The sequence below is a fragment of the Rhodanobacter aciditrophus genome, from assembly GCF_050026795.1.
Taxonomy (GTDB): domain Bacteria; phylum Pseudomonadota; class Gammaproteobacteria; order Xanthomonadales; family Rhodanobacteraceae; genus Rhodanobacter_A.
Genome location: NZ_JALBWP010000010.1, coordinates 570,267 through 596,861, shown reverse-complemented (window position 1 = coordinate 596,861; position 26,595 = coordinate 570,267). Strand labels below are relative to the sequence as shown.

The 26,595-nt window shown below is 69.6% G+C and carries 26 protein-coding genes; 14 read left to right on the top strand and 12 right to left on the bottom strand.

The window, feature by feature from the left end:
- Positions 1-56: 56 nt before the first annotated feature.
- Positions 57-719: a maleylacetoacetate isomerase gene (gene maiA / locus ACQGNW_RS07480; protein ID WP_426662506.1), complete on the bottom strand. Its 663-nt coding sequence runs from the start codon at positions 717-719 to the stop codon at positions 57-59.
- A 125-nt stretch (positions 720-844) separates the two neighbouring features.
- Between maiA and ACQGNW_RS07475 the strand changes: the two genes are divergently transcribed.
- Both ACQGNW_RS07475 and ACQGNW_RS07470 read left to right on the top strand, forming a co-directional pair.
- On the top strand, positions 845-2,026 hold the full coding sequence (locus tag ACQGNW_RS07475) for a phosphoglycerate kinase (protein WP_426662505.1): 1,182 nt from the start codon (positions 845-847) through the stop codon (positions 2,024-2,026).
- Positions 2,026-2,658, top strand: coding sequence for an HAD hydrolase-like protein (locus tag ACQGNW_RS07470; protein ID WP_426662739.1), 633 nt, complete (start codon positions 2,026-2,028; stop codon positions 2,656-2,658). The genes ACQGNW_RS07475 and ACQGNW_RS07470 overlap by 1 nt, the downstream gene beginning before the upstream one ends.
- A 159-nt stretch (positions 2,659-2,817) precedes the next feature.
- On the opposite strand, the gene tkt is transcribed toward ACQGNW_RS07470, so the two are convergent.
- Positions 2,818-4,818 carry a transketolase gene (tkt, locus tag ACQGNW_RS07465; protein WP_426662504.1) on the bottom strand — a complete coding sequence of 667 codons (2,001 nt, stop codon included), beginning with the start codon at positions 4,816-4,818 and terminating at the stop codon, positions 2,818-2,820.
- Between the two features lie 256 nt (positions 4,819-5,074).
- On the opposite strand from tkt, the gene ACQGNW_RS07460 reads away from it, so the two are divergent.
- Complete coding sequence (locus ACQGNW_RS07460; protein ID WP_426662503.1) at positions 5,075-5,686, top strand: porin family protein; 612 nt, start codon at positions 5,075-5,077, stop codon at positions 5,684-5,686.
- A 252-nt stretch (positions 5,687-5,938) separates the two neighbouring features.
- A complete protein-coding gene (locus ACQGNW_RS07455) occupies positions 5,939-6,532 on the top strand; it encodes an outer membrane protein (protein ID WP_426662502.1) in 594 nt (197 codons plus the stop codon).
- A 119-nt stretch (positions 6,533-6,651) separates the two neighbouring features.
- On the opposite strand, the gene ACQGNW_RS07450 is transcribed toward ACQGNW_RS07455, so the two are convergent.
- The 8 genes from ACQGNW_RS07450 to ACQGNW_RS07415 form a co-directional block, all read right to left on the bottom strand.
- Positions 6,652-7,656: a class I fructose-bisphosphate aldolase gene (locus ACQGNW_RS07450; RefSeq protein WP_426662501.1), complete on the bottom strand. Its 1,005-nt coding sequence runs from the start codon at positions 7,654-7,656 to the stop codon at positions 6,652-6,654.
- Between the two features lie 135 nt (positions 7,657-7,791).
- Positions 7,792-8,232 (bottom strand): energy transducer TonB, encoded by a 441-nt coding sequence (locus ACQGNW_RS07445; protein ID WP_426662500.1) that lies wholly within the window; start codon positions 8,230-8,232, stop codon positions 7,792-7,794.
- Positions 8,233-8,326: 94 nt separating this feature from the next.
- Positions 8,327-9,799, bottom strand: a complete 1,473-nt coding sequence (gene pyk / locus ACQGNW_RS07440; RefSeq protein WP_426662499.1) for a pyruvate kinase — start codon at positions 9,797-9,799, stop codon at positions 8,327-8,329.
- A gap of 111 nt (positions 9,800-9,910) precedes the next feature.
- Positions 9,911-10,729, bottom strand: coding sequence for a S1/P1 nuclease (locus ACQGNW_RS07435; protein WP_426662498.1), 819 nt, complete (start codon positions 10,727-10,729; stop codon positions 9,911-9,913).
- A gap of 69 nt (positions 10,730-10,798) precedes the next feature.
- A complete protein-coding gene (locus tag ACQGNW_RS07430) occupies positions 10,799-14,032 on the bottom strand; it encodes an efflux RND transporter permease subunit (RefSeq protein WP_426662497.1) in 3,234 nt (1,077 codons plus the stop codon).
- A complete protein-coding gene (locus ACQGNW_RS07425; protein ID WP_426662496.1) occupies positions 14,029-15,120 on the bottom strand; it encodes an efflux RND transporter periplasmic adaptor subunit in 1,092 nt (363 codons plus the stop codon). The genes ACQGNW_RS07430 and ACQGNW_RS07425 overlap by 4 nt, the downstream gene beginning before the upstream one ends.
- Positions 15,121-15,138: 18 nt before the next feature.
- Positions 15,139-15,351, bottom strand: coding sequence for a YgaP family membrane protein (locus tag ACQGNW_RS07420; protein ID WP_426662495.1), 213 nt, complete (start codon positions 15,349-15,351; stop codon positions 15,139-15,141).
- 30 nt (positions 15,352-15,381) lie between these two features.
- On the bottom strand, positions 15,382-16,668 hold the full coding sequence (locus ACQGNW_RS07415) for an NAD(P)/FAD-dependent oxidoreductase (RefSeq protein ID WP_426662494.1): 1,287 nt from the start codon (positions 16,666-16,668) through the stop codon (positions 15,382-15,384).
- A gap of 168 nt (positions 16,669-16,836) precedes the next feature.
- On the opposite strand from ACQGNW_RS07415, the gene ACQGNW_RS07410 reads away from it, so the two are divergent.
- Positions 16,837-17,208: an ArsR/SmtB family transcription factor gene (locus tag ACQGNW_RS07410; RefSeq protein ID WP_426662493.1), complete on the top strand. Its 372-nt coding sequence runs from the start codon at positions 16,837-16,839 to the stop codon at positions 17,206-17,208.
- Here ACQGNW_RS07410 and ACQGNW_RS07405 read toward each other — a convergent pair.
- Positions 17,154-18,038, bottom strand: a complete 885-nt coding sequence (locus tag ACQGNW_RS07405) for an MBL fold metallo-hydrolase (protein ID WP_426662492.1) — start codon at positions 18,036-18,038, stop codon at positions 17,154-17,156. The two genes, ACQGNW_RS07410 and ACQGNW_RS07405, sit on opposite strands and share 55 nt — an antisense overlap.
- Positions 18,039-18,486: 448 nt before the next feature.
- Between ACQGNW_RS07405 and gap the strand changes: the two genes are divergently transcribed.
- A complete protein-coding gene (gene gap, locus ACQGNW_RS07400; RefSeq protein ID WP_426662491.1) occupies positions 18,487-19,488 on the top strand; it encodes a type I glyceraldehyde-3-phosphate dehydrogenase in 1,002 nt (333 codons plus the stop codon).
- A gap of 119 nt (positions 19,489-19,607) precedes the next feature.
- Here the strand turns inward: gap and fdxA are convergent, their stop codons facing one another.
- The gene (gene fdxA / locus ACQGNW_RS07395) at positions 19,608-19,931 is read right to left on the bottom strand and encodes a ferredoxin FdxA (RefSeq protein ID WP_426662490.1); all 324 of its coding nucleotides are present in this window, start codon (positions 19,929-19,931) and stop codon (positions 19,608-19,610) included.
- Between the two features lie 180 nt (positions 19,932-20,111).
- Here fdxA and ccoN point away from each other — a divergent pair, with 180 nt between their 5' ends.
- The 8 genes from ccoN (at position 20,112) to ACQGNW_RS07355 (ending at position 26,545) form a co-directional block, all read left to right on the top strand.
- A complete protein-coding gene (gene ccoN / locus ACQGNW_RS07390; protein ID WP_426662489.1) occupies positions 20,112-21,578 on the top strand; it encodes a cytochrome-c oxidase, cbb3-type subunit I in 1,467 nt (488 codons plus the stop codon).
- Between the two features lie 219 nt (positions 21,579-21,797).
- Complete coding sequence (gene ccoO, locus ACQGNW_RS07385) at positions 21,798-22,451, top strand: cytochrome-c oxidase, cbb3-type subunit II (RefSeq protein WP_426662488.1); 654 nt, start codon at positions 21,798-21,800, stop codon at positions 22,449-22,451.
- Positions 22,448-22,630, top strand: coding sequence for a cbb3-type cytochrome oxidase subunit 3 (locus ACQGNW_RS07380; protein WP_426662487.1), 183 nt, complete (start codon positions 22,448-22,450; stop codon positions 22,628-22,630). The genes ccoO and ACQGNW_RS07380 overlap by 4 nt, the downstream gene beginning before the upstream one ends.
- Positions 22,627-23,538, top strand: coding sequence for a cytochrome-c oxidase, cbb3-type subunit III (gene ccoP / locus ACQGNW_RS07375; RefSeq protein ID WP_426662486.1), 912 nt, complete (start codon positions 22,627-22,629; stop codon positions 23,536-23,538). The genes ACQGNW_RS07380 and ccoP overlap by 4 nt, the downstream gene beginning before the upstream one ends.
- Positions 23,519-23,731, top strand: coding sequence for a hypothetical protein (locus tag ACQGNW_RS07370; protein WP_426662485.1), 213 nt, complete (start codon positions 23,519-23,521; stop codon positions 23,729-23,731). The genes ccoP and ACQGNW_RS07370 overlap by 20 nt, the downstream gene beginning before the upstream one ends.
- Positions 23,728-25,953 (top strand): heavy metal translocating P-type ATPase, encoded by a 2,226-nt coding sequence (locus tag ACQGNW_RS07365; RefSeq protein ID WP_426662484.1) that lies wholly within the window; start codon positions 23,728-23,730, stop codon positions 25,951-25,953. Before ACQGNW_RS07370 ends, ACQGNW_RS07365 begins: the two co-directional genes overlap by 4 nt.
- Positions 25,950-26,138 carry a cbb3-type cytochrome oxidase assembly protein CcoS gene (gene ccoS, locus ACQGNW_RS07360; protein WP_426662483.1) on the top strand — a complete coding sequence of 63 codons (189 nt, stop codon included), beginning with the start codon at positions 25,950-25,952 and terminating at the stop codon, positions 26,136-26,138. The genes ACQGNW_RS07365 and ccoS overlap by 4 nt, the downstream gene beginning before the upstream one ends.
- Entirely contained in the window at positions 26,135-26,545 is a 411-nt protein-coding gene (locus ACQGNW_RS07355) for a group III truncated hemoglobin (protein ID WP_426662482.1), read from the top strand. The genes ccoS and ACQGNW_RS07355 overlap by 4 nt, the downstream gene beginning before the upstream one ends.
- Positions 26,546-26,595: the final 50 nt, after the last annotated feature.

Sequence of the window (26,595 nt, the reverse complement as noted above, 5' to 3'; positions counted from 1 at the left end):
CCACGGATGGCGCGCCCGACCTCAAACAACCGCCTTTGCTCCTCGAGCCGCAGCCGCTACGGTGCCGGCGCATCCGGCTGCGCCTCCGGTGCGGCGCCACGAAACGCCTCCAGCTCGCCGCATGCCGCATCGATGCGGCGGATCGTCGGATAGTCGTCCAGGGGCAATTTCCAGCGCCGCGCGTTGTACACCTGCGGCACCAGGCAGGCATCGGCAAGCCCCGGCGTGTCGCCGTGGCAGTAGCGGCCGGTGGCCGCGTTGCCGGCCAGCATCGCCTCCATCGCGGCGAAGCCGCTGGCGATCCAGTGCCGCGACCACGCGCCGCGCTGTGCCTCGCCGGCGCCTAGCTCGCGCTCCAGATACTGCAGCACGCGCAGGTTGCCCAGCGGGTGGATGTCGCAGGCGACCAGTTGCGCCAGCGCCCGCACCCGCGCCCGGCCGCGCGCATCGGCCGGCAGCAGCGGCGGCTCGGGACGGGTTTCCTCCAGGTATTCCATGATCGCCAGCGACTGCATCAGCACTCGCTCGCCGTCGCGCAGGGTGGGCACCATCTGCTGCGGATTCATCGCCGCATAGCCCGCCGCATGCTGCTCGCCACCGTCCTTCACTAGGTGCACGGGACGGCTTTCCCAGGCCAGACCCTTCAGCGCCAGCGCGATGCGCACGCGATAGGCGGCACTGGAGCGCCAGTAGCCGTACAGCACGAGACCGGAAGGCATGCGTCCACTCCTTGCGATGGAAGGCCTGCAGTTTAATTTGCATCGCCCCGGGACGGGCCGGACAATACGGGGTTTCTGCCGCCCGGGTTCCTGGGCAGCCCTTTACGAACCACGGGAGTTCCCACGTGTCCGTCACCCGCATGAGCGACCTCGACCTGCGCGGCAAGCGCGTGCTGATCCGCGAAGACCTGAACGTGCCGATCGACGACCACGGCCGGATCACCTCCGCCCAGCGTCTCGACGCCGCCCTGCCCACGATCAAGGCCGCGCGCGACGCCGGCGCCAGGGTGATGGTGCTCTCCCATCTGGGCCGGCCGAAGGAGGGCCAGTTCGACGAGGCCTCCTCGCTGGCGCCGGTGGCCGCCTGGCTGGGTGACAGGCTGGGCAAGCCGGTGCGGCTGGTGCGCGACTATCTCGACGGCGTGGACGTCGCCGAGGGCGAGGTGGTGGTGCTGGAGAACTGCCGCATGAACGTGGGCGAAGGCAAGGACGACGACGCGCTGGCGAAGAAGTACGCCGCGCTTTGCGACATCTTCGTGATGGATGCCTTCGGCACCGCGCACCGGGCGCAGGCCTCCACCCATGGCGTGATCAAGTTTGCCCCTGTCGCCGCCGCCGGCCCGCTGCTCTCGGCCGAGCTGGATGCGCTGGGCAAGGCGCTGGAAAACCCGGCGCACCCGTTGCTGGCCATCGTGGCCGGCTCGAAGGTCTCCACCAAGCTCACCCTGCTGGAAAACCTGATCGGCAAGGTCGACCAGCTGATCGTCGGTGGTGGCATCGCCAACACCTTCATCGCCGCCATCGGCCACTCGGTGGGCAACTCGCTGGTGGAACCCGACCTGGTCGACGCCGCGAAGAAGGTGCTCGCCGACGCCAAGCGCCGCGGCGCCGAGGTGCCACTGCCGGTCGACGTGGTGGTGGCGCCGGAGTTCTCCGCCAACGCCCCGGCCACGGTGAAGCCGGTGGATCAGGTGCGCGACGGCGAAATGATCCTCGACATCGGCCCCGAGACCGCGCAGCGCTACGCCGCGCTGATCGCCAAGGCCGGCACCGTGGTGTGGAACGGCCCGGTCGGCGTGTTCGAGTTCGATGGGTTCGGCAAGGGCACCGAGACGCTGGCCCGCGCGATCGCCGCGTCACCCGCGTTTTCGATTGCCGGCGGTGGCGACACGCTGGCCGCGGTGGACAAGTACGGCATCGCCGACAAGGTGTCCTACATCTCCACCGGCGGCGGCGCCTTCCTCGAATTCCTCGAAGGCAAGGAGCTGCCCGCGGTGGCTGCGCTCAAGGCGCGAGCCGCGAGGTGATGCTCTGCCTGTTCGACCTCGACGGCACGCTGATCGATTCCGAACCCGGCATCACCGCCTGCATCCGCCACGCGCTGGCGAAGCTGGACGTGCCCGCGCCCGCCGACCTGCGGCCGTGGATCGGGCCGCCGCTGCGGCACAGCTTCGCGCCGCTGCTCGATCACGACGCCGCGCGCGTCGAGGCGGCGGTGGATTACTACCACCAGCGCTTCGCCGTGCTGGGCTGGCGCGAGCACGCGGTCTACCCCGGCATCGCCGCGGCGATCGAACGCCTACGGCAGGCCGGCCACACACTCGCCGTGGTCACCAGCAAGCCGGTGCGGCATGCCGCACCGATCCTCGAGGCGCTGCCGTTCGGCGCTGCCTTCGACAGGCTCTACGGTCCCGACCCGGCCAGTGCGCATTGCGAGAAGGCCACGATGATCGCCACCGCGCTGGCCGATTTCGGCGCCGCGCCGCGCAAGGCCGCGATGATCGGTGATCGCCGCTACGACATCGAGGGCGCGGTGGCCAACGGCATCGCCGGCATCGGCGTGCTGTGGGGCTTCGGCAGCCGCGAGGAACTGCAGCAGGCCGGTGCAGAGGCCCTGGCGCAGGACCCGGCGCATCTCGCCGACCTGCTGTCGGCGTAGCCAGGCGCAGCCACCTGCTCCGCAGGAGCGCATCCTGCGCGCCATGGTTCTGCGTGCCAATCGGGGCGAGAGGCGATCGCGCAGCGGATGCGCTGCTGCGCCAGACGAAGACGCCGCGGGATTCCCGCCGCGTCTTCGTCCGGGAAGAAAGCCCGTCCCTCAGCCGGCGACGCGCTTCACCGCATCGACCACGTTCGCCACGGTGAAACCGAAGTAGTCGAACAACTGCTCGGCCGGTGCCGAGGCGCCGAAGGTGGTCATGCCGACCACCTCGCCGTCCAGGCCCACGTACTTGCGCCAGAAGTCGGCGATGCCGGCCTCCACCGCCACGCGCGCGCGGCACCAGCCGGGCAGCACGCCTTCGCGGTACTCCACCGGCTGTGCATCGAAGGCCTCGGTGCACGGCATCGACACCACGCGTACCGGCACGCCCTGCTGGGCCAGCGTGCGCATCGCCTCCATCGCCAGCTCCACCTCGGAGCCGGTGGCGATCAGGATGGCCTTGAACTTGGTGTCGGCCGGCTCGGACAGCACATAGGCGCCGCGCGTGATGTCGGCCACCTGCTGCGCGTTGCGCTGCTGGTGCTTCAGCGTCTGGCGCGAGAACACCAGGCAGGACGGGCCGTCCCGGCGCTCGATCGCCGCCTTCCACGCCACTGCCGATTCCACCGCGTCGCAGGGACGCCACACGCGGTTGTTCGGGATGTAGCGCAGGCTGGCCAGGTGCTCCACCGGCTGGTGGGTGGGGCCGTCCTCGCCCAGGCCGATCGAGTCGTGGGTGTAGACGTGGATGGAGTGCGCCGGGATCAGCGCGCTCATGCGCACCGCGTTGCGCGCGTAGTCGGAGAACACCAGGAAGGTGGCGTCGTACGGAATGAAGCCGCCATGCAGCGCCAGGCCCGTGCCGATCGCGGTCATGCCGAACTCGCGCACGCCGGAATGGATGTAGTTGGCGTTCGGGCCAGCCTCGGTGACGCTGACCGAACCCTTCCACAGGGTGAGGTTGGAACCGGCGAGGTCCGCCGAGCCGCCGATCAGCTCCGGCAACAGCGGGCCGAACGCGTTCAGCGCCATCTGCGAGGCCTTGCGGCTGGCCACGTCCGGACCCTCGGCCTGCAGCTTCTCGACCCATGCCTGCGACTCGGCCGCCCAGTTCTCCGGCAGCTTCGCGGCGAGACGGCGCTGCAGCTCGGCGGCCAGCTCCGGATGCGCCTTGGCATAGCCGGCGAACAACGCGTTCCACTCAGCCTCGTACCTGGCGCCGGCCGGCCTCGCGTCCCAGCCGGCATAGATCTCGGCGGGGATCTCGAACGGCGCATAGCGCCAATCCAGCATGTCGCGCGCGGCGGCGACCTCGTCCTTGCCCAGCGCCGCGCCGTGGCTGGATTCCTTGCCTTCCTTGTTCGGCGCGCCGAAGCCGATGATGGTCTTGCAGATCACCAGGCTCGGCTTGCCGGTCTCGGCCTTGGCGGCGGCCAGCGCGGCCTTGATCTGCCCGGCGTCGTGGCCGTCCACGTCGCGCACCACGTGCCAGCCGCAGGCCTCGAAGCGGGCGGCGGTGTCGTCGGTGAACCAGCCCGGCACCTCGCCGTCGATGGAGATGTTGTTGTGGTCGTAGATCAGGGTGAGCTTGCCCAGCTTCCAGGTGCCGGCCAGCGAGATCGCCTCCTGCGAGATGCCTTCCATCAGGCAGCCGTCGCCGCAGAACACCCAGGTGTGATGGTCGACCACGTCGAAGCCGGGACGGTTGAAGCGCTCGGCCAGCACCTTCTCGGCCAGCGCGAAGCCCACGCCGTTGGCGATGCCCTGGCCCAACGGGCCGGTGGTGGTTTCCACACCCACCGTCTCGTGCGCCTCGGGATGCCCCGGGGTCTTCGAGTGCAGCTGGCGGAAGCGCTCCAGCTCGGCCATCGGCAGGTCGTAGCCGCTCAGGTGCAGCAGTGCGTACTGCAGCATCGAGCCATGGCCGTTGGAGAGCAGGAAGCGGTCGCGGTTGAACCAGTGCGGATTGGCCGGGTTGTGGCGGTGAAAGTCGTTCCACAGCACCTCGGCGATGTCGGCCATGCCCATCGGCATGCCCGGATGGCCGGACTTGGCCTTCTCCACGGCGTCCATGGCAAGGGCGCGCACGGCGTTGGCAAGTTGGCGGCGGGTGGTCATGGGTGTTCTCCGGGGTGGGCGTCGGCGAAAAACCCGCATTGTCGCCGATCCGCCCGATGCTGTCGCGCCATCGTTGCGCCGGGCTTCGGTCCGCGGCTTGACATTAACTCGCACTTAATTCTGAACCAATCGGTATCGAATTCCTTCAGCTGGCCCGCCGTCCAATGGCCCGGCACCGCCCAAGAGCGGATGCCGAGCCGCGACATCGCCTTTCCCCGAGGCGCCGCGGACTGACCAGAACAAAAGGAATCCCCCAATGAAAAAGAATCTGCTCGCCCTCTCCCTGGCTGCCGCCGGCTTCGTCGCCGTGCCGGCCGCCTTTGCCCAGGACCAGGCATCCGTCGCCGCCAACGCCCAGCAGGGCTGGTACGTCAGTGCGGACGCCGGCTACGCGAACGTCAGCAAGGGCCCCTATGACGACGGCAAGTTCGCCGGCGGCATCAAGGGTGGCTATCGCTTCGCGATCAATCCAGAGACCTCGCTGGGCGTGGAAGTGGGCTACCAGTGGCTGGGCCGCCTGTCCGCCCGGAGCCAGTACGCCGACCGGATCGCCGGCAACAGCAAGTCCAAGCTGCGCGGCAGCACCGCCGGCGTGGATCTGCGCTACAGCTTCAGCCCCAACTGGTACGGCGAGCTGCGCGGCGGCCTGTTCTACGCCCAGGGCGAGGGCATCACCAACGGGTCGAACCCGGAGTTCCGCCAGTACAACCGCACCAAGTACTACGCCGGTGCGGGCGTGGGCTACAACCTCAGCCAGAACTGGAGCCTGGGCGTGAACTACGACTACTACGCCGGTTCCGACAACGGCGAGCAGCGCGTGCAGCTGGCCACCAGCAAGTACTCGTTGAGCGCCGAATACCGCTTCTGAGTCGTTTCGACGATTGCATCGCGCGATTGCGTCGCGTGACCGGGAACGGGCGCCTCCGGTGCCCGCTCCTTTTCCGGTCAAGCACTTGCCGTGAAAATTAATCGCCACTTAATAATGTACTAACAAGTATTGAATCTTTCCGGCCCTGCAACCATCCAAGTGATGTGCCCGGCGATTTCCCCAGCGCCAGGCATGCGGTACCGCCCCATTCCCCATGGGCGGCAGCCGCCTTCCCATAACAGGAGACTCTCCATGAAAAAGACTCTTTTCGCCCTTGCTCTCGCCTCCGCCGGCATGCTGGCCGTCCCCGCCGCCTTCGCGCAAAACGCGCCGACCGACAACGGCGGCTGGTTCATCAACGGCAACGTGGGCCGCACCTCCATCAACAAGGGGCCGTACGACGGCCACGACACCGGTTACGCGCTGAATGGCGGCTACCGCTGGTCGCTGGCGCCGAACTTCGCGCTGGGCGCCGAGGTGGGTTACAACGACCTGGGCAACATCCGCGCCAAGAACATCTTCAACAGCTCGCCGGTAATCGCCCCCGGCAAGTCGCAGCTGCACGGCTGGACTGCTGGCGCGAACGCCCACCTCGACCTCAGCCCGAACTGGTACCTGAGCGGCCGCGCCGGCCTCTACAGCTGGACCGGTCACGGCCTGAGCAACGACGTGAACCCGGTGCGCAAGAGCCTGGACAAGACCAGCTGGTACGCTGGCGCGGGCGTGGGCTACAACATCACCCCGAACCTCAGTGTCGGCCTGAACTACGACTACTTCGACGCGAAGAAGAGCAGCGTAGACCTCAGCACCGACATGGTCTCGGCCAGCGCGGAATACCGTTTCTGAGCGGATCGCCGATCGACGCGGAAAACGAAACGGGCGCCTTGCGGCGCCCGTTTCTTTAGGCGGTGCAGCCTTGGATGGCTGCCTGCCTGGCTCTCGCGATCTTGAACAATCGCGAAAAGTCACCCGTTCCAGCGGCCCAGCGCGGCCAGGCCGTTGTCCTTCGCACGCGCGTGCACGGTCTTCTGCGCCTCGGCGTAGTTGCCCTTCATGTCCTTGGCCCACAGCTTCAGCGCGGCCTGCTGCATGGCGCGGCCATAGGAGAACGACAGCGGCCAGGGGTGCGGGCCGATGCGGTTCATCGCGTTGAGGTGTGCGGTCGACTGCTCGTCGGTCTGGCCACCGGACAGGAACACGATGCCCGGCAGCGAGGCCGGCACGCAGGTCTTCAGCACGCGCACGGTGGCCTCGGCCACTTCCTCGACATCGGCCTGCTCGGCCGAGTCCTTGCCCGGGATCACCATGCTGACCTTCAGGATGGTGCCTTCCAGCATCACGTTCTGCTCGTAGAGCGCGTTGAACAGGCTGCGCAGCACGGCCTCGTGCACCTCGTAGCTCACCTCGATGCTGTGGTCGCCGTCCATGATCACTTCCGGCTCGACCATCGGCACCAGGCCGGCTTCCTGGCACAGCGCGGCGTAGCGGGCCAGCGCGTGGCAGTTCGCCTCGATGGCGGTGGAGCTGGGGTTGTCCTCGGAGATGTTGATCACCGCGCGCCACTTGGCGAACTGCGCGCCCAGCTTCACGTACTCGGCGAGGCGTTCGCGCAGGCCGTCCAGGCCCTCGGTGACGACGTCGCCGGGGAAGCCGGCCAGTGGCACCGGGCCCTTGTCCACCTTGATGCCGGGGATGATGCCGGCCTTCTTCATCACCTGGGTGAACGGCACACCGTCCTTGGTGGACTGGCGGATCGTCTCGTCGTACAGGATCGCGCCGGAGATGTGCTCGTTCAGGCCCGGCGTGGTGAGCAGCAGCTCGCGGTAGGCGCGGCGGTTCTCCTCGGTGTTCTCGATGCCGACGGCCTCGAAACGCTTCCTGATGGTGTTGGTCGACTCGTCGATGGCGATGATGCCCTTGCCGGGGGCCACCATGGCCAGGGCGACGCTTTCGAGATCTTCAATACTCATGACGGCTCCGTACAGCGAGGCGATACCGGCCCGCGCGGGGTGGGCGCCGCCCCGGACCGGGGACGGCATGGTTAAAGCCGCAGATTATAACGGAACCGCGCCACCCCGCAGGACCGGAGCCGACCCCGCCCTGGCTCAGCCGCCGTAGCCCGGCAGCTTGCAGGCGTCCATCAGCTTCTGCCGGCCCGCCGCGTCGTCCGGCGCGTTGAACGGCACGATGTAGTAGGTGGCGATCGGCTGGCCGATCTTGTTGCTCAGCGAGGGGCCGTAGCGGAAGTTCTTCACCGCGGTCACCGCGGTGGGACCGAGGTCGCTCTTGGGCACCAGCTTCGCCAGTTGCACCTGCATCGGCACGCCGTCGGAGCCGATCGTGTAGGTCACCGCCGCGCAACCGGGCTTGGTGAGATTGAGCCCGGAATTGGGCAGGTCGGTGTTCACCTTGGTGTTGAGCAGGATCCAGTAGTGGTACAGGTCCTGCGGATCGACCCTGTTCGCCTGCGCCAGCACCGGCGTGGCACAGGCCAGCGCCGAAACCAGCAACAGCGGGCGAAGCAGACGGCGGGTGCGCGAGTTCATGGGAAACCTCCGGTGGCAGGGGAACGACGGCGCCAGTCTAGCCGCGTGGCGCTCCGTCGGCGTGCTTGCCGGCTTGCCGGCACAACGGTCCGGCTCAGAGATCGCGCAGGCTGTCCACCGCACCGCCCGCACCCACCGCCAGCAGTTTCAGGGTGTTGGTGCCGCCGACGTGGCCCACGCGGTCGCCGTAGGTGATCACCACGCTGTCGCCCTCGTCCAGCTTGCCCTGCTCGAACAGCAGGCGCACCGCGGCACGGGTGGAGGCGGCCATGCTCTGGTTCTCGCCGTGGCTGAACTCCACGGCCCGCACGTCCCGCAGCACCTGCATGCGCCGGCGCGAGGCGGCAAACGGCGACAGGCCGTAGATCGGCACCGCGCTGCGGTAGCGCGACAGCCACTGGGCGGTGGCGCCGGATTCGGTGAGCGCCACGATCGCGCGCACACCGAGCTGGGCGGCAAGCACCATCGCGGCGAGTGCGATCGCCTGATCGGTGCGGCTGAGATGGTGGCCGGCGCTGGCCAGGTCTTCCTTGGGCTCGAACTGCCGCTCGGCACCGAGGCAGATGCGCGCCATCGCCGCCACCGCCTTGTCCGGGTGCGAACCGGCGGCGGTTTCTTCCGACAGCATCACCGCGTCGGTGCCGTCGATCACCGCGTTCGCCACGTCGAGGACTTCCGCGCGGGTGGGGATCGGCGAACGCACCATCGACTGCAGCATCTGGGTCGCGGTGATCACCGCGCGGTTGCGCTGCACCGTCTCGCGGATGATCTTCTTCTGCAGGCCCGGCAGCTCGGCGTCGCCGATCTCCACGCCGAGGTCGCCGCGCGCCACCATCACCACGTCCGAGGCGTCGATGATCTCGCCCAGCACCGGGATCGCGTCGGCGCGCTCGATCTTGGACACCAGCGCGGCACTGCCGCCGGCCTCCTGCAGCAGGCGGCGGGCCTGATGCATGTCGTCGGCCGAGCGGACGAAGGAAACGGCGAGGAAGTCCGCGCCGATCTCGGCAGCGAGCCTGATGTCGGCCTTGTCCTTGTCCGACAGCGCGGAGACGGACAGCCCGCCGCCCTGGCGGTTGAGGCCCTTGCGGTCGGAGAGCTTGCCGCCGACCAGCACGGTGCAGCGCACCTCGGTGCCGGCCACTTCGTCCACGGTGAGCGCCACCAGGCCGTCGTCCAGCAGCAGCACGTCGCCGGGGCGCACGTCGCGCGGCAGGTCGAGGTAGCTCACGCCCACGCGGGTGACGTCGCCGGGCGGCGCATCGGCGCGGCAATCCAGCACGAAGGGCTGGCCGACCTCGAGCTGGACCGGGCCGTTCGCGAACTTCTCGACGCGGATCTTCGGACCCTGCAGGTCGGCCAGCACGCCCACCTCGCGGCCAGCGGCGGCAGCGGCGGCCTTCACCGCGGCCGCGCGCGCGCGGTGGTCGTCCGGCTGGCCGTGCGAGAGGTTGAGCCGGACCACATCGACGCCGTTGGCGATGATGCTTTCGAGCATGCCCGGCGCGTCGGTAGCGGGGCCGAGGGTGGCGACGATCTTGGTGCGGCGGAGCGGCGTATGGGTCATGCGGGGGCCTGATTGGCTATGGACGTCTGAATGCGGTCGACTGTCGTGGAGGCTAACAGATGCCGGACGCCATGCCAGCCTGCATTCGTATGTAATGCGTTATGGAATGTCTCAGTTCGCCAAGGCGAGGTTGAGCACCTCGGCCAGCCGGCGCCCGGCGATGCGCAACCGGTTCTCGGCCACCGGCAGCTCGGCATCGACGTAGGCCCGGCCGATCTTGTGGCCGTCCGGATAGAAGCCCGGCGCGGCGGTGAGGCGGCAGGATTCCTCCGCCCACTGCGCATACGGATTGTCCAGCGGCGCGATCGGCGGAGGCCGCGTCACCGGGCCTTCCGCATCAAGCTTGCGTGCGTACGCCCGCCAGTCCAGGCCGCGCGTCGCCAGCAGGCCGGAGTCCCACACCCGATGCAGGTTGCTGCCCTCGCCCTCGAACTGCACCTGGTATCTGTTGCCGCCAAGGTCGTCGCGATGGCCGGCGTGCAGCGGTTGGTGCATGTCGCCCACGAAGTGCACCACGAACTTCAGGGCTGCCAGGCGTGCGGCATCGGACCGCGACCTGTCTCCGAGGATCGCCACGTAATGCGCCACACCCGCCACCACGCACTCGCCGTCACGGCAGTCGCGCGGCGGCACGTAGCCGCAGGCCGGGCCGCCGCGGAAGTTGATGTAGTGCAGCTTGCGCGTGCGCTGCCACAGCGTGGCCTGCGCGGGGTCGTCCTGAAGCTGGTCGGGCCAGTTGGCGACGTCGGCCAGTCGCGTGGTGTGGTCCGCCGCCAGCAGGCGTTCCACCTCGAGCCCGGCGGCAGGACTCAGGTGGCGCTGCGCCAGCGCGGCGACGATGCTGTGGCCCAGTGGCCCCCAGGCCCGGGCGGCGGGAGCCAGGAGGATGCCGCAGAGGATGGCGGCAAGCAGGCGGCGGCGGAACGGCACGGAGGCACCTCGACGGATGGGGAACCGCCTATCCTGCCACCGTCCCGCGCGATGAGCCCGTCCGAGGGCTCACGCATCGCCCGGAAGTTCCTCCTGACCGCGGCGTGACAGCCACGCGTAGTACAGCAGCGGGATCACCGCCAGCGTGAGCACGGTCGACACCAGGATGCCGAAGATCAGCGACACCGCCAGGCCCTGGAAGATCGGATCGTCGAGGATGAAGAAGCCGCCCAGCATCGCCGCGGCAGCGGTCAGCGCGATCGGCTTCGCGCGCACCGCCGCCGCGTCGATCACCGCGTCTGCCAGCGGCCGGCCCGCGGCCAGCGCGTGGTTGACGAAGTCGATCAGCAGGATCGAATTGCGCACGATGATGCCGGCCAGGGCGATCATGCCGATCATCGAGGTGGCGGTGAACTGTGCGCCGAACAGGGCGTGGCCGGGCATCACGCCGATCACGGTGAGCGGGATCGGCGCCATGATGATGAGCGGCACGAGGTAGCTCCTGAACTGGCCGACCACCAGCAGGTAGATCAGCACCAGCCCGCCGAGGTAGGCCAGCCCCATGTCACGGAAGGTTTCGTAGGTGATCTGCCACTCGCCGTCCCACTTCACCGCGATGCCCGCGGTGTCTGCCGGCTGGCGGATGAAGTCCTGGGTCACCGCCTGGCCGTCGAGCCGGGCGTGCGCAAGCTTGCCCACCAGCGCGAACATGCCGTAGAGCGGGCTGTCGGTGTGGCCGGCGTCGTCGCCCGTGACGGTCGCATAGGGCAGCAGATCCTTGTGGTAGATCGCATCCTCCCAGCCCGCTTCGTGCACGCTGGCCACCGCCGAGAGCGGCACCAGCGCTCCGCCCTGCGCACGCACGCGCAGCGCCAGCAGGCGATCCATGCTGGCCTGGTCGCCGGCAGCGAGGCGCAGGCGCACCGGCACGGCACGGCGCGAGTGGCCGTCCATGAGGTACGTGGCGTCGTCGCCGGCGAGCGCGGTGCGCAAGGCCTGCACCACGGCCGCCTGGCTGAGCCCCAGCCGTGCGGCGCGCTCGCGGTCGATGGTCACCACTGCGCGCGGCGCATCGGCTTCCTCGCTGGTGTCCACGTCCACGATGTCGGGATTGGCCCGGAATATCGTTTCCAGCTGCAGCGCCGCCTGGCGGATGCTGCGCGCATCCGGGCCGTAGACCTCGGCCACGATGGGCGCCATCACCGGCGGGCCGGGCGGCACCTCCACCACCTTCAGCGAGGCGCCGTAGCGCGCCGCGATCCTCGCCAGCGCAGGGCGCGCGGCCAGCGCGATCTCGTGGCTCTGGCGATGGCGCGCGTCCTTGTCCACCAGGTTCACCTGCAGGTCGCCCACCAGCGGGCCCTGGCGCAGGTAGTACTGGCGCACCAGGCCGTTGAAGGTGATCGGCGCCGCCGTGCCGGCGTAGCCCTGCCAGTCCTTGACCTCGGGAATCGTCGCCACCTGCGCGGCCAGTTCGTGCAGCAGCTGGTTGGTGCGTTCCAGCGTGCTGCCCGCGGGCATGTCCACCACCAGCTCGAATTCGCTCTTGTTGTCGAACGGCAGCATCTTCAGGATCACTGCCTTGGCCACCACCAGTCCCACCGAAGCCAGCACCAGCGCCCCCATGCCGGCGAACAGCAGGCGCCGGCGACGCGATGCGCGTGCGCCTTCGAGGAAAGGTCGCATCAGGCGCTGGAACAGGCGCAGCGTGCGCCCGCCCGCCGCCTCGTGGGCGGTACCGCCGGTGCCGCCGTGCGCGTGGTGGCGCAGCAGGCGCAGTGCCAGCCACGGCGTCACCACCAGCGCCACCGCCAGCGACAGCAGCATGCCGGCCGAGGCGTTGATCGGGATCGGCCGCATGTACGGCCCCATCAGCCCCGACACGAAGGCCATCGGCAGCAGCGCCGCGATCACCGTGAAGGTGGCCAGGATGGTGGGCCCGCCCACCTCGCTCACCGCCTCGGGAATCGCCTCGCGCAGGCTGCTCCCGCCCAGCGCCATGTGCCGGTGGATGTTCTCCACCACCACGATCGCGTCGTCGACCAGGATGCCGATGGAGAAGATCAGCGCGAACAGCGACACGCGGTTGATGGTGAAACCCATCGCCCACGAGGCGAACAGGGTGAGCGCCAGCGTGATGATCACCGCGCTGCCCACCACCACGCCCTCGCGCCAGCCCAGCGCGAACACCACCAGCAGCACCACCGACAGCGTGGCCAGCAGGAGGTGCAGCAGCAGGCTGTCGGCCTTGGCGGTGGCGGTCTGGCCGTAGTCGCGGGTCACCGCCACGTGCACGCCGGCGGGGATGTCCACGTTGCGCAGCGCGTCGAGCCGCGTGCGGATCGCACGGGTGATGTCGGCGGCGTTGCTGCCGGCCTTCTTGGCGACGGCGATGGTCACGGCCGGCGCGTTGCCGGTGGCCGGGCCCGCCTTGCCCGCCGGAGTGCCGAACCAGGCATAGCTGGCCGGCAGGTCGGCGCCGCGATGGATGGTGGCCACGTCGGAAAGATGCACGGGCGCGCCGTCCTTGAGCCCGATCACCAGGTTCGCCACGTCGCCGGCGCTGGCGAGGAAGCTGCCTGCCGTGACCGGGACATCGCGGTTGCCCGCCACCTGGTCGCCGGCCTGCGCCACCACGTTGGCGGCCTTGAGCGCGTTCACCAGGTCGCCCACGCCCATGCCGTAGGCAGCGAGCTTGCCTGGGTCGAGCTCCACCATCACGGCGCGCTCGGGCGCGCCGAGCGCGTATACGTCGCGTGTGCCGGGCACACGCTTGAGCTCCGTCTCCAGCGTGCGCGCCACCTCGGCGAGTTGCACCGGGCCGGTGTCGGGGCGGTCGCTCCACAGCGTCAGCGCCATCACCGGCACGTCGTCGATGCCCATCGGCCGCACCAGCGGCTGGCCCACGCCGAGGCCGGTCGGCACGAAGTCGCGGTTCTGGTAGATCTGGTTGTACAGCCGCACGATCGCGGTCTGCCGCGGCACGCCCACCTCGTACTCCACCGTGAGCACGGCCACGCCCGGCCGACTCGCCGAATAGACGTGCTTCACGCCCTGCAGCTCGGAGAGCTTCTGTTCCAGCGGAAACGTCACCAGGTTCTCGACATCGCGCGCGGAGGCGCCGGGAAACGGCACGGTGACGTTGGCCATGGTGACGTCGATCTGCGGCTCCTCCTCGCGCGGCGTGATCGCCATCGCGGCCAGGCCGAGCAGCAGTGCCGCCAGCGCCAGCACCGGGGTCAGCGGCGAGGACTGGAAGATGCGCGCGATGCGTCCCGCGAAGGACAGGGCCGGCGCGCTCACGGCGTCCCCTTGCCACGCTGGGCGATCAGCCAGCGTGCGGCGGCGTCGGGATCGGCGGCGATGCGCTCGCCCGGCACGAGCCCCGCCAGCACCGTCGCGCGGTCGCCCTGCACGTCGCCGATGCGCAGCTGGCGCAGCGACACGCCGCTGGCGTCGACCACGTACACGCCGGTCAATTCGCCACGCCGCACCAGCGCATTCGCGGGTACCGACGGCGGCCCGCCGCCGGTCATCGCGCCGGCGCCGGCGAAGGCGAGCTTCACCGTCATGCCCGGATACAGGCCGCCGGTGCCGGCCGGCAGCTCCAGTCGCACCGCCACCGTGTGGGTAGCCGGGTCGGCCACCGGGAACACGGTGAGCCTGGATGCCGCGATGCGGCGACCGCCGTCGACCAGCACCTCGGCCTGGCCCGCGTTGCGCAACGCCTCGGCCACCGCCTGCGGCAGCTTCGCCTCCACGCGCAGTTGCGCGAGCGAGGCGATCGCGATCAGCTGCTGCGGGAACGGCGGTCCGGCCACCGCCTCGCCCACCTGCACGTAGCGCTTCGTCACCACGCCGTCGAACGGCGCGCGCACCACGGTGTAGTCCTGCTGGGCGCCCACCCCGCGCCATTGCTCCTGTGCAGCGTCGAGCTGCGCCTTGGCGGCATTGCGCTGCGCCAGCGCCTGGTCATACGCCGCCTTGGAGACATAGCCCTGCGGATAGATCGCCGCGTAGCGCCGGTAATTCGCCTCGGCCTCCACCCAGGCCGCCCTGGCTGCGGCGATCTGCGCCTGCGCCGCGCGCGCGGCGGACGCCTGCTCCACGTCGGTGAAGCGCACCAGGACGTCGCCCTGCTTCACCGTGTCGCCGACGTCATGCGGCAGCGCCAGCACGCGGGCGTTGGTCTGCGCGGTGAGCACCGCCGCGTCGACCGCCTCCACCGTGCCGTCCCAGCGCTGCTGGCCGGGCACGGCGCCCGCGGCCACCGTCAGCGTGGCCAGCGGCGGTACGGCGCGGCCGGCCGCGGACGTGGCCGGCTTGCCGCCGCACGCGGCCAGCGCGGCGGCGAGCAGGATCGGGACAAGGCGCGACGGAGGATATTTCACGGTGTGGTTCCGATGCATTCAGGAGCGGCCCGGAAAGGCACAGCCCGGTTGCAGGCCGAACCTGGCGAGGATGCGCGCCAGCGGGCAGAAGCCGGTGAAGGAAGACTGCAGCAGGTTGGCGCCCACGAAGACGGCCAGCCACAGCCAGTACGGCGAGACGAAATACGCCAGCGCCACGCTGGCAAGGATCATGGTGCCGGCAAAGGCGAGGACGGCGCGGTCGATGTTCATGGTGTTTCTCCGGTGGGTGATGTCGCGGGGTCAGCGGGTTCCCGCGTCCTGTTTCAACGCGGCGATGCGCAGGAACTTCAGCACCGCGCGCTCGTAGATCGGATGGGTGTTGCCGGTGCGCACCTTGCGCAGGTGGTAGCGCTCGAAGGCCAGCTTGGCCAGATGCACCCACTTGCCGATGCGCGCCCAGGTCACGTTGCGCGGCGGGATCTGCGGCAGCGCCACGAAGGCCGCGCCGGTATCGCCCATGTCGGCCAGGCACACCGCGTTCCAGGTGGCGCGGGCCAGCGCCGGCCGGCCGGCCAACTCGTCGCGCAGGTTCGCGGCGATCGCGCTCACCATCGACTCGATCATGAAGCCGGTCTTGGGCGCGCCGGTGGGCACCGGGGTGGCCTCCACCGGCGGGATCGCCACGCACACGCCGGCGGCGAACACGTTGCGCCAAGCGGGGTTGCGCTGGTGCTCGTCGATCAGCACGAAGCCGCGCGGATTGACCAGCCCCTCGATGCCGCGCACCGCGGGGATGCCGGTGAAGGCCGGCAGCAGCATCGCGAGGGCGAACGGCAGCTCGCGGGCCTTCGCGGCGCCGGCGGCGTCCAGCTCCTCCAGCAGCAGCTTGCCGGGTTCCGCCGCGGTGACGCGCGCATTGGCGACCCAGCGGATGTCGCGCTCGCGCAGCGCCGATTCCAGCAGGCCTTTCGAATCGCCCACCCCGCCCAGCCCCATGTGGCCGATGTAGGGCTCGGGGGTGACGTAGGTGAGCGGCACGCGGTCGCGCAGCCTGCGCCGACGCAGGTCGGCGTCGACGATCATCGCGAACTCGTAGGCCGGACCGAAGCAACTGGCACCGGGCGCAGCGCCGATCACCACCGGGCCAGGCCGTTCCAGCAGGGCCTGGTAGGCCAGCCAGGTTTCCTCTGCGTGTGCGCCGGTGCAGATCGAATGGGTGTGGCCGCCGCCCGGCCCCAGCCCCGGCACCTCGTCGAAGGCCAGCCGCGGGCCGGTAGCGATCACCAGGTAGTCGTAGGCCAGCTCCTGGCCGTCGCTCAGGCGCAGGCGGTTCTCCGCCGGCAGCACGCGTTGCGCCGGGACGCCGACGAAGCGGATGCCGTGACGCCGCATCGGCTCCTCCAGCGCGACGCGGATCGCCTCCGGCTTGCGCCAGCCGACCGCGACCCACGGGTTGGACGGGGTGAACTGGAAGTACGGACCGTCGCCGACCAGCGTCACCTCGTGCGCCGCCCCCAGGGCCGCCTTGATTTCGTAGGCGGCTGCCGTGCCGCCAAGCCCCGCGCCCAGGATCACGATCTTTGCCATGACGCATCCCTCCTCGCCGTTGTCAGGATGGGCTGTCGCCCGTGGTGGTGTCTGACGCAGGTCAACCGAATGACTTTGAAAGGTCTATCTAAATTAGATTTATCTTAATTAGATGGTTGTGCTAAAGTCAAGCATCGAAGCCGCCGGATCATTCCCCTCGAGGGCGCCATGCCGACACCCGCCAAGCACGACCTGACCGCCATGCGCGAACGCGCCGAGGAGGCGTCGCAGCTGCTGAAGGCGTTGGGCAATCCGCAACGCCTGCGCGTGCTGTGCCTGCTGGCGGACCAGGAAATGTCGGTCGGGCAGATCAACGAGCAGTTGCCGGACCTGAGCCAGTCGGCGCTGTCGCAGCACCTGGCCAAGCTGCGCGACGAAGGGCTGGTGCGCACCCGGCGCGAATCGCAGACGATCTGGTACACCCTTGCGCACGGCCCGACCGAGCAGATCATCGCCACGCTCTACGGCATCTATTGCGCTCCCGATCAGGCGCCGCTGTGCGCGCCGCCGCCGCGCAAGCGCACCGGCAGCCGCAAGTAGCTCGTGCCGTTGGGTTCCGCCGGCGGCAACCGACCGGCGCGGATGTTGACCTGCAGCGCGGGCCACAGCAGCCGCGGCACGGCCAGGGTGGCGTCACGCGCGGTGCGCATCGCCACGAAACCCGCTTCGTCGGTGTCTTCGCGCAGGTGGATGTTCCGCGCGCGCTGCTCGCTCATCGGGATTTCCGCGCGCGCCGCGATGCCGGCCGGCGGATAGTCGTGGCACAGGAACATGCGTGTCGCTGGCAGGCCGTAGAGCCGCTGCACCGAGCGATAGAGCGCGTGCGCGTCGCCGCCCGGGAAGTCGCAGCGCGCCGAACCGCTGGCCGGCGAGAACAGCGTGTCTCCCACGAACACCGCATCGCCGATCAGGTAACTCATGCTGTCGGGGGTGTGGCCCGGCGTGGCCAGCGCCTGCACCGTCAACGACCCCGCGCGTAGCACCTCGCCATCGGCCAGCAGGTGGTCGAACTGGCTGCCGTCGGCGACCAGCGCGCCATCGTCCAGGTTCAGGCGCTCCTTGAAGGTCCGCTGCACGCGGACGATGCCGGCGCCGATCGCCACCCGCGCTCCGGTGTGTCCGCGCAGCCAGGCCGCGGCCGACAGGTGGTCGGCGTGCGCATGGGTCTCGAGTATCCACTCGATGCGCAGCTGCGCGGCCTCTGCTGCGGCCAGCACCGTTGCCGCGCTCTCCGTGTGCACCTCGCCGGAAGCGGCGTCGAAATCCAGCACCGGGTCGATCACCACCGCCGCCCCGTCGCCCGGCGCATGCACCAGGTAAGTCCAGGTCGCGGTGTCCTCATGGCGGAACGGGATGACGATCGCTTGCATGGCGGAAGGCTCCGGCGGAGGGCTTGGCCATTACATTAGATATCTCTAATTTATATGTCAATCCGATCCGGCCTTCATGACGCACGCATCGCCGACCAGCTCCGTCCGGAAACCGGCCGTTCGGCGGCGGCCCGTCCGACCAGGCCCGGCCCGCCGACTTTGCCGCCCGACTCCGGCGGCCGCGCGATCGGCCCGCATCCGGCGGCAGGGGCCGACGAGGGAACGAAGCGGCCGTCGCCGCGAGCCGCCGGTTCGACTGCTGCGGCACCGGGAAATGCCGGCTGCCGTCGGCTCGACCATCCCGGCCCGGCTGCAACGGGAGCGCTGTCCCTGCGGCCGCAGCATCGGGTGTCGCCGGACCCGTACCGGACGCTTCGGCTAGAATGCCGGTTTCGGCGGCCACTCCCGACCGCCACGTGCCCGTCATCGAATCGGAGGAAGTGTCCCCATGACCATCAGGGTCGGCATCAACGGCTTTGGCCGCATCGGTCGCAACGTGCTGCGCGCGGCGGTGCAGAACTTCGGCAAGGACATCCAGATCGTGGGGATCAACGACCTGCTGGAGCCGGACTACCTTGCCTACATGCTGCGCTACGACTCGGTGCACGGCCGCTTCAAGGGCGAGGTGTCGATCGAGAACGGCCAGCTGGTGGTCAACGGCAACCGGATCCGCCTCACCCAGGAACGCGATCCGGCCAACCTGAAGTGGAGCGAGGTCGGCGCCGACGTGGTGATCGAATCCACCGGCCTGTTCCTCACCAAGGAAGCGGCGCAGAAGCATCTCGACGCCGGCGCGAAGAAGGTGATCATGTCCGCGCCGTCCAAGGACGACACGCCGATGTTCGTCTATGGCGTCAACGACAAGGGCTACAAGGGCGAGGCGATCATTTCCAACGCCAGCTGCACCACCAACTGCCTCGCGCCGGTGGCCAAGGTGCTGAACGACAAGTGGGGCATCAAGCGTGGCCTGATGACCACCGTGCACGCCGCCACCGCCACGCAGAAGACCGTGGACGGCCCGTCGAACAAGGACTGGCGCGGCGGCCGCGGCATCCTGGAGAACATCATCCCCTCCTCCACCGGCGCGGCGAAGGCGGTGGGCGTGGTGATCCCCGAGCTCAACAAGAAGCTCACCGGCATGAGCTTCCGCGTGCCCACCTCCGACGTCTCCGTGGTCGACCTCACCTGCGAACTGGAGAAACCCGCCAGCTACGCCGAGATCTGCGCGGAGATGAAGGCGCAGAGCCAGGGTGCGCTGAAGGGCGTGCTCGGCTACACCGAGGACAAGGTGGTTGCCACCGACTTCCGCGGCGAGACCTGCACCTCGGTGTTCGACGCCGACGCCGGCATCGCGCTGGACTCCACCTTCGTGAAGCTGGTGAGCTGGTACGACAACGAGTGGGGCTACTCCAACAAGTGCCTGGAAATGGTGCGCGTGGTGGCGAAGTGAGGCTGAATCCTCGCGATCGTCCCTGATCGCGGGAATCCGATGGGCGGCCATCCATGGCCGCCCCCTTCAAACAAGAAAGCCCGCGCGAGCGGGCTTTCTTGTCCCCCGTCCCCTTCCCCCTAGCGTTTCAGCAGCGGCAGCTTGTCCGGCACGCCGTCCCACTTGTCGGCGTCCTCCATGGAAGGGATCTTTTCGGTGATGACCGGCCATTGCCTGGCCAGTTCGGCGTTCAGCGCGAGAAAACCCTCCTGTCCCGCCGGCACGTCGAGTTCCGGAAAGATCGCGCCCACCGGGCACTCCTCCACGCACAGCGTGCAATCGATGCACTCGTCGGGGTCGATCACCAGGAAGTTCGGCCCCTCGTGGAAGCAGTCCACGGGACACACCTCGACGCAGTCGGTGTGCTTGCAGTTGATGCAGTTCTCGGTGACGACGTGTGCCATGGGATGATGCCGGTGCCGCTCGGTTCGCGCCGACACAGCATCGCCCACCGCCCGGACGGCGCGCCATGACCTGGATCAGGGTGCCGCGCCATCGGGCAGAATGCCGCACCCACCTGACGCCGGTCATCGCGACACACGCGCGCGCCTGCGAAAATGGGTGGTCCAGACTTGGGGAACCTCATGCCCAACACCGAGTACTACAACGACCGGGTCGTCCGCCAGTTCCTGCTGGCCGCTGCGGTCTGGGGCATCGTCGGCATGTCGGTGGGCGTGTACATCGCCGCCGAGCTGATGTGGCCCGCGCTCAACTTCGACCTGCCGTGGATCACCTTCAGCCGGCTGCGTCCCGACCACACCTTCGGGGTGATCTTCGCGTTCGGCGGTTCCGCGCTGATCGGCACCTGCTACTACGTGGTGCAGCGTACCGGCCACGCGCGGCTGGCATTCGACCGGCTGGCCGGGTTCACGTTCTGGGGCTGGCAGCTGGTCTGCGTGCTGTCGATGGTGTCGATGCCGCTGGGCCTCACCCAGAGCAAGGAATACGCCGAGCCGGAATGGTGGATCGACATCCTGATCGCCGTGGTGTGGGTGAGCTTCGGCGTGGTGTTCTTCGGCTCGCTGGCGCGCCGTCGCATCAAGCACATCTACGTGGCGAACTGGTACTACGGCGCCTTCATCATCGCGGTGGGCCTGCTGCACATCGTCAACAACCTGGCCATTCCGGTGTCGATGTGGAAGTCCTACCCGATCTACTCGGGCGTGGTCGACGCGATGGTGCAGTGGTGGTACGGCCACAACGCGGTGGCGTTCTTCCTCACCGCCGGCTTCCTGGGGATGATGTACTACTTCGTGCCGCGCCAGGCGCAGCAGCCGCTGTGGAGCTACCGCTTCTCCATCGTCAATTTCTGGGCGCTGATCTCGGTCTACATGTGGGCCGGGTCGCACCACCTGATGTACACCGCCCTGCCGGACTGGGTGCAGTCGGTGGGCATGGCGTTCTCGCTGGTGCTGCTGATGCCCAGCTGGGGCTCGGCGGCGAACGGCCTGCTCACCTTCAACGGCTCCTGGCACAAGGTGAAGAGCGACCCGGCGGTGAAGTTCATGGTGATGGCGCTGGTGTTCTACGCCGCCGCCACCTTCGAAGGCTCGATGATGGCGATCAAGACGGTGAACTCGCTGTCGCACTACACCGACTGGACGATCGCCCACGTGCACTCCGGCTCGCTGGGCTGGGTGGCGATGATCACCATCGGCTCGCTGTACGCGATGGCGCCGCGCGCGCTGGGCCGCCCGGCGATGCACTCGACGCGCGGCATGAACCTGCATTTCTGGCTGCACATGCTGGGCACGCTGTTCTACGTGGGCGCGATGTGGACCGCCGGCGTCACCGAGGGCGAGATGTGGCGCGCCACCCTGCCCGACGGTTCGCTGAAGTACGGCTTCCTCGACAGCCTGATTGCGATCAAGCCGATGTACCTGATCCGCTGGCTGGGCGGCGTGCTGATCCTTTCGGGCATGTGGGTGATGGCGTGGAACCTGTGGCACACCGCCGCCGATGCCCGCGCCCGCATCATCAAGCCGATCCCGGTGCCGATCCCGGAGCCGGAGCCTCACCAGATCCCGGCCCCGCTGCCGGCCGTCGCCTGATGCACCCAGCCGTGGGCGCCGCTTCGACCGGATTCCCGCCACGGGAAGGCTGCCCGGTCCCGCCAGTCCAGCTGCGGCCATCCGTGGCCGCAGCGGTTCGCCCGATGCGCCCGTCCGTGATCGCTGCTTCGGCGAGGTTCCCGCTGCGGAACGGCGATTCGATCCCGCAAGTCCAACCGCGGCCGTGCATGGCCGCACATTTCAAGTAGAGCTGACACCATGGCCTACAGGCATTTCGAAGCGATCGAGAAGCACGCCGGCCTGCTCGGCATCGGCATCGCGATCATGGTTTCGCTCGGCGGGCTCGCCGAGATCACGCCCCTGTTCATGCAGGCGCATGCGGTGAAGGCGCCGCCGGGCGTGAAGCCCTACGATCCGCTGCGGCTGGCCGGAAGGGACGTCTACGTACGCGAGGGTTGCTACCTCTGCCACTCGCAGATGATCCGCGCGCTGCGCTTCGAGACCCAGCGCTACGGCCACTACTCCACCGCCGAGGAATCGGTCTACGACCGGCCGTTCCAGTGGGGTTCCAAGCGCACCGGCCCCGACCTCGCCCGCGTGGGCGGCAAGTATTCCGACGACTGGCAGCGCATGCACCTGATGAACCCGCGCAGCGTGGTGCCGCAGTCCAACATGCCCGGCTACCCGTGGCTGGCGAAGGCCGGCATCGACGGCGCCGACATCCAGGCGCGCATGCGCGTGTTGCGCAGGCTGGGCGACCCGTACAGCGAGGCCGACATCGCCGCCGCGCCCGAGGCCGTCAAGGGCAAGACCGAACTGGACGCGCTGATCGCCTACCTGCAGGGCTTGGGCATCGACAACGAACCACTCAAGCCGGGCGCCGCGCCGGCCAGCGACGGAGGCGCGCCATGAACCCGTTCTGGGGCCACCTGGCCGGCGTGCTGATCGTGCTGATGATGGCGAGCTTCATCGGCATCTGGATCTGGGCCTGGCGCAAATACCACAAGCCGGTGTTCGACCGGATGGCGCAACTGCCGATGCAGGACGAGGATCCGCCCGCCGCCGGCGCAAAGCAGGAGAAGGCGCGATGAGCACCGGCTGGTCGTTGTGGGTGATGTTCCTGGTGGTGCTGAACCTCGGCATCACGTTCTTCCTGTTCCTGTGGGGCCCGCACGCGAAGATCCCCACCGAGCCCGACGGCACCAGCGGCCACGTGTGGGCGCACGGCGCGCTGCGCGAGGGCGTGCGCCGCCTGCCGGTCTGGTGGATCGTGTTCTCCGGCGCGATGTTCGTCGCCGCCTTCGCCTACCTCGTGCTGTACCCGGGCTTCGGCAGCCACAAGGGCACGCTGGGCTGGACCGCGCACGGCCAGCTGGCCCGCGAACAGGCCGCCAACCAGGCGAAGCTGGAGCCGCTGATGCAGCGCTTCATGCTGTACACGCCGGAGCAGCTGGCCGGCGACCCTGCCGCGGAGCAGCTGGGCAAGGTGCTGTTCGAGGACAATTGCGCCGCCTGCCACCAGCGCAGCGGCAAGGGCAACCAGCGCCTCGGCGCACCCAACCTCACCGACCAGGACTGGCTGTACGGCGGCAGCGGCAAGGACATCACCACCTCGATCCATGACGGCCGCAACGGCGTGATGCCACCCTGGGCCAGCCTTGGCGAGCAGAGCGTGCAGAACCTCGCCCAGTACGTGCTGAGCCTGTCCGGTGCGCCGCACGACGCGAAGATGGCGGCTGCCGCCGAGCCGATCTTCAAGTCCACCTGCGCGGCCTGCCACGGCCCCGGCGGCAAGGGCAACCCGGCGCTGGGCGCGCCCAACCTCACCGACCACATCTGGCTGCACGGCGGCACCCTCGCGGACATCACCAAGACCATCCACGACGGCCGCCAGGGTCACATGCCGAACTGGGACAAGCGCCTCGACAACGAACAGATCCACGTGCTGGCGGCCTATGTCTACCATCTGTCGCACCCCGATGCCGGCGCCCCCGACTAAGCCTGGCGGCCGCTGGTACCGCCAGCCGGTCCTGTGGCTGGGCATCGCCGTGTTCATCGCCTCGATGGCCGGCTGCGTGTGGATCATCGTGGTGAGTGCGCGCCACGCCGACACGCCGCTGGACACCTCCCACACCGAGACGGTGTTCGGTGTACCCGCCAGCGCGCACGGCAGCCGCACCAAGCCGCGATGAACGCGCACGCCGTCTGGGCCCATCCGCTGTTGCTCGCCCAGGTGCTGCGGCCTCGCCGCGACGGCCGCAGCGAGGTGGCGCTGCGCGTGGATGCGCTGGGCAACCCGCGCCAGGCGCTCGCGCTGGAGCAGGCGATCCGCGCCCTGCCCGGCGTGCAGCGCGTGGCGATCCTTCCCGCCGCCCGCCGCCTGCGCGTGGTGTGGGACGCGCAACGGCTCACGCTGGATGCGCTGGTGGAACGCTGCGCCGCGCTGCGCTGCCCGGCCACGCCGCTGCCCCACGACGACGCCGACGACGCGCGCGCGGCGGAACTGCACGACGCGCTGAAGCGCCTGCTGGTCGCCGGCATGTGCATGATGCAGGTGATGGCCTACGCCCTGGTGATCTACATCGGCGCGGTGGACTTCGTGGACTTCACCACGCGCGGCCTGTTCCGCTGGCTGGGCTTCCTCACCACCATCCCGCTGGTGGCCTATTCCGCGCAGCCGTTCTTCGCCGGCGCGGTCGGCGAGCTGCGCGAATGCCGGCTCGGCATCCACCTGCCGGTGGCGCTGGCGGTGGCGCTGGTGTTCCTCGCCAGCGCGGTCAACACGCTGCGCGGCAGCGGCGAGGTCTACTTCGACTCGGTGAGCATGTTCGTGTTCCTGCTGCTGGCCGCGCGCTACGTGGAACTGCGCGCACGCCACCACGGCACCGCGCAGGGCGACGCCGCGATCGATGCGGCCCCGCTGCTGGCCCAGCGCCGCCGCGGCGACGGCACCCTGGAAACCGTGCCCGCGCTGGCGCTGCGCACGGGCGACCGCGTGCATGTCGCCGAAGGCGACACCGTGCCCGCCGATGGCGTGCTGGAAACTGCTTCGGCACGGCTGGACGAGGCACTGCTCACCGGCGAGTCGCGTCCCGTGCTGCGGCGCCGTGGCGACGCGCTGGTGGCCGGCAGCGTGCTGCTGGACGGCCCGGCGACGCTGCGGGTGGAGCGCAGCGGCAAGGCCACCACGGTGGCGCGTATCGGCGCGCTGGCCGCGCGCGCGCGCCAGTCGCGCAGCTTCGCCACCGCCAGCGACCGCGACATCGCCCGCTTCGTGGCCCGCGTATTGGCGCTGACCGCGCTCACCGCCATCGGCTGGCTGCTGGTCGACCCCGCGCGCGCCTTCGACGCCGCGCTCGCCGTGCTGGTGGTGGCCTGCCCCTGCGCGTTCGCGCTCACCGCACCGGCCGCGTCCATCCGCGCGCTGGCGGCGCTGGCGCGCCGTGGCGTGCTGGTCACCGACAGTGCCGCGTTGAGCCGGCTCGCGCGCGTGGACATCGCGCTGTTCGACAAGACCGGCACGCTGGGCGTGCCGCGGCTGGACCTCGCCGCGATCGAGCCGCTGCGCAGCGGTTCCCGCGAGGAGGCACTCGCGCTGGCCGCCACGCTCGCCCGCGAAAGCTCGCATCCGCTGGCCCGCGCGCTCGCCGATGCCGCCGGCCAGACCGCCCCCGCGCAACAGGCCGAGCGGGTCGAAGCCGTGGCCGGCGCCGGCCTGCGCGGCACGCTGGCCGGACGCGAACTGCGCCTGGGCCGCGCCGACTTCGCGCTGGGCCATGCGCCGCCCATCGAAAGCCAGCACGACGCCCTGCTGCTGGCCGACGCGGATGGCGCCATCGCCGCATTCCGCCTCGACGAGTGCCCGCGCCACGATGCGCAGGCCACGCTGGATGCGCTGCGCACCGACGGCGTCGCGCCTCTCGTTGCCAGCGGCGACGCGCCCGGGCGCGTAGCCGCGCTGGCCGCCGTGCTGGGCATCGCGGACTGGCGCGCCCGGCAGACCCCGGACGACAAGCTGGCCCTGCTGCGCCAGCTGCGCGCCGACGGCCACGTGGTGCTCGCGGTGGGCGACGGCAGCAACGACGCGCCCATCCTCGCCGGCGCAGACGTCTCTGCCGCGCTGGCCAGCGGAACCGGCCTCGCCCAGGCACACGCCGACCTGCTGCTGATGGACGACCGCCTCGCCGGCCTCGCCTTCGCGCGCGGCGTCGCGGGCCAGGTGCAACGGATCGTGGCGCAGGGCCGACGCTGGTCGCTGGCCTACAATCTGTGCGCGGTACCGTTTGCCGCATTCGGTTTCGTGCCGCCTTGGCTGGCAGGCATCGGCATGTCGCTCAGCTCGCTGGCGGTGGTGCTGAACGCCTTGCGCGCCGGCCGCGACGGTGGCGAGCCTCGAGAGGAGCTGCGCGCATGAACATCCTGCTGGTGCTGATCCCGGTGACCGCCCTGGTGGTGATCGCGGGCGTGGCGCTGTTCTTCTGGGCGGTGAACCACCAGCAGTTCGACGACCTCGACACGCCGGGCATCCTGCCACTGCTGGACGAACCCGCCGCGGACACGCCATCCGCACCAGCCGAAGACTCCGCAGGCAAGCCATGAGCACGCTCGACGAAACCCGCATCGCCGCCCTGGTCGACCGCTTCTACGACAAGGTGCGCGCCGACCCGGCGATCGGTCCGATCTTCAACGCCGTCGTGCACGACTGGCCCGGACACAAGCGCCTGCTCACCTCGTTCTGGTGTTCGGTGGCGCTGCGTGCCGCCAGCTACCGCGGCAATCCGATGGCGGCACACCGCGCCCAGCCCGCGATACGCGCCGAGCACTTCGTACGCTGGCTGGAGCTGTGGCGCGAGACCACGGCCGAAATGCTGGACGCGGACGACGCCGCGCAGATGCAGGACTACGCCGACCGCATCGGCCGCAGCCTGCGCATGGGCATGGGATTGCCGGAACGGCTGGACGCGCGGCCGCTGGGAATTCCGATGGCGGGGCTGGCCCGGCCCTGACGATTCGCCGGACTCCCGCTTTCACGGGACGGCAAGGCCCGCAACACGGC

What these genes read in the sequence shown, in the direction of transcription:
- ACQGNW_RS07370 (WP_426662485.1), top strand. Translation starts at nt 23,519, where the DNA reads ATGCCGGCGCCCCCGACTAAGCCTGGCGGCCGCTGGTACCGCCAGCCG.
- ccoN (WP_426662489.1), top strand. Translation starts at nt 20,112, where the DNA reads ATGCCCAACACCGAGTACTACAACGACCGGGTCGTCCGCCAGTTCCTG.
- ccoS (WP_426662483.1), top strand. Translation starts at nt 25,950, where the DNA reads ATGAACATCCTGCTGGTGCTGATCCCGGTGACCGCCCTGGTGGTGATC.
- ACQGNW_RS07455 (WP_426662502.1), top strand. Translation starts at nt 5,939, where the DNA reads ATGAAAAAGACTCTTTTCGCCCTTGCTCTCGCCTCCGCCGGCATGCTG.
- ccoP (WP_426662486.1), top strand. Translation starts at nt 22,627, where the DNA reads ATGAGCACCGGCTGGTCGTTGTGGGTGATGTTCCTGGTGGTGCTGAAC.
- ACQGNW_RS07405 (WP_426662492.1), bottom strand. Translation starts at nt 18,038, where the DNA reads ATGCAAGCGATCGTCATCCCGTTCCGCCATGAGGACACCGCGACCTGG.
- pyk (WP_426662499.1), bottom strand. Translation starts at nt 9,799, where the DNA reads ATGACCCATACGCCGCTCCGCCGCACCAAGATCGTCGCCACCCTCGGC.
- fdxA (WP_426662490.1), bottom strand. Translation starts at nt 19,931, where the DNA reads ATGGCACACGTCGTCACCGAGAACTGCATCAACTGCAAGCACACCGAC.
- ACQGNW_RS07380 (WP_426662487.1), top strand. Translation starts at nt 22,448, where the DNA reads ATGAACCCGTTCTGGGGCCACCTGGCCGGCGTGCTGATCGTGCTGATG.
- ACQGNW_RS07410 (WP_426662493.1), top strand. Translation starts at nt 16,837, where the DNA reads ATGCCGACACCCGCCAAGCACGACCTGACCGCCATGCGCGAACGCGCC.
- ACQGNW_RS07460 (WP_426662503.1), top strand. Translation starts at nt 5,075, where the DNA reads ATGAAAAAGAATCTGCTCGCCCTCTCCCTGGCTGCCGCCGGCTTCGTC.
- ACQGNW_RS07450 (WP_426662501.1), bottom strand. Translation starts at nt 7,656, where the DNA reads ATGAGTATTGAAGATCTCGAAAGCGTCGCCCTGGCCATGGTGGCCCCC.
- ACQGNW_RS07365 (WP_426662484.1), top strand. Translation starts at nt 23,728, where the DNA reads ATGAACGCGCACGCCGTCTGGGCCCATCCGCTGTTGCTCGCCCAGGTG.
- gap (WP_426662491.1), top strand. Translation starts at nt 18,487, where the DNA reads ATGACCATCAGGGTCGGCATCAACGGCTTTGGCCGCATCGGTCGCAAC.
- ACQGNW_RS07445 (WP_426662500.1), bottom strand. Translation starts at nt 8,232, where the DNA reads ATGAACTCGCGCACCCGCCGTCTGCTTCGCCCGCTGTTGCTGGTTTCG.
- ACQGNW_RS07355 (WP_426662482.1), top strand. Translation starts at nt 26,135, where the DNA reads ATGAGCACGCTCGACGAAACCCGCATCGCCGCCCTGGTCGACCGCTTC.
- ACQGNW_RS07470 (WP_426662739.1), top strand. Translation starts at nt 2,026, where the DNA reads ATGCTCTGCCTGTTCGACCTCGACGGCACGCTGATCGATTCCGAACCC.
- maiA (WP_426662506.1), bottom strand. Translation starts at nt 719, where the DNA reads ATGCCTTCCGGTCTCGTGCTGTACGGCTACTGGCGCTCCAGTGCCGCC.
- ccoO (WP_426662488.1), top strand. Translation starts at nt 21,798, where the DNA reads ATGGCCTACAGGCATTTCGAAGCGATCGAGAAGCACGCCGGCCTGCTC.
- tkt (WP_426662504.1), bottom strand. Translation starts at nt 4,818, where the DNA reads ATGACCACCCGCCGCCAACTTGCCAACGCCGTGCGCGCCCTTGCCATG.
- ACQGNW_RS07420 (WP_426662495.1), bottom strand. Translation starts at nt 15,351, where the DNA reads ATGAACATCGACCGCGCCGTCCTCGCCTTTGCCGGCACCATGATCCTT.
- ACQGNW_RS07415 (WP_426662494.1), bottom strand. Translation starts at nt 16,668, where the DNA reads ATGGCAAAGATCGTGATCCTGGGCGCGGGGCTTGGCGGCACGGCAGCC.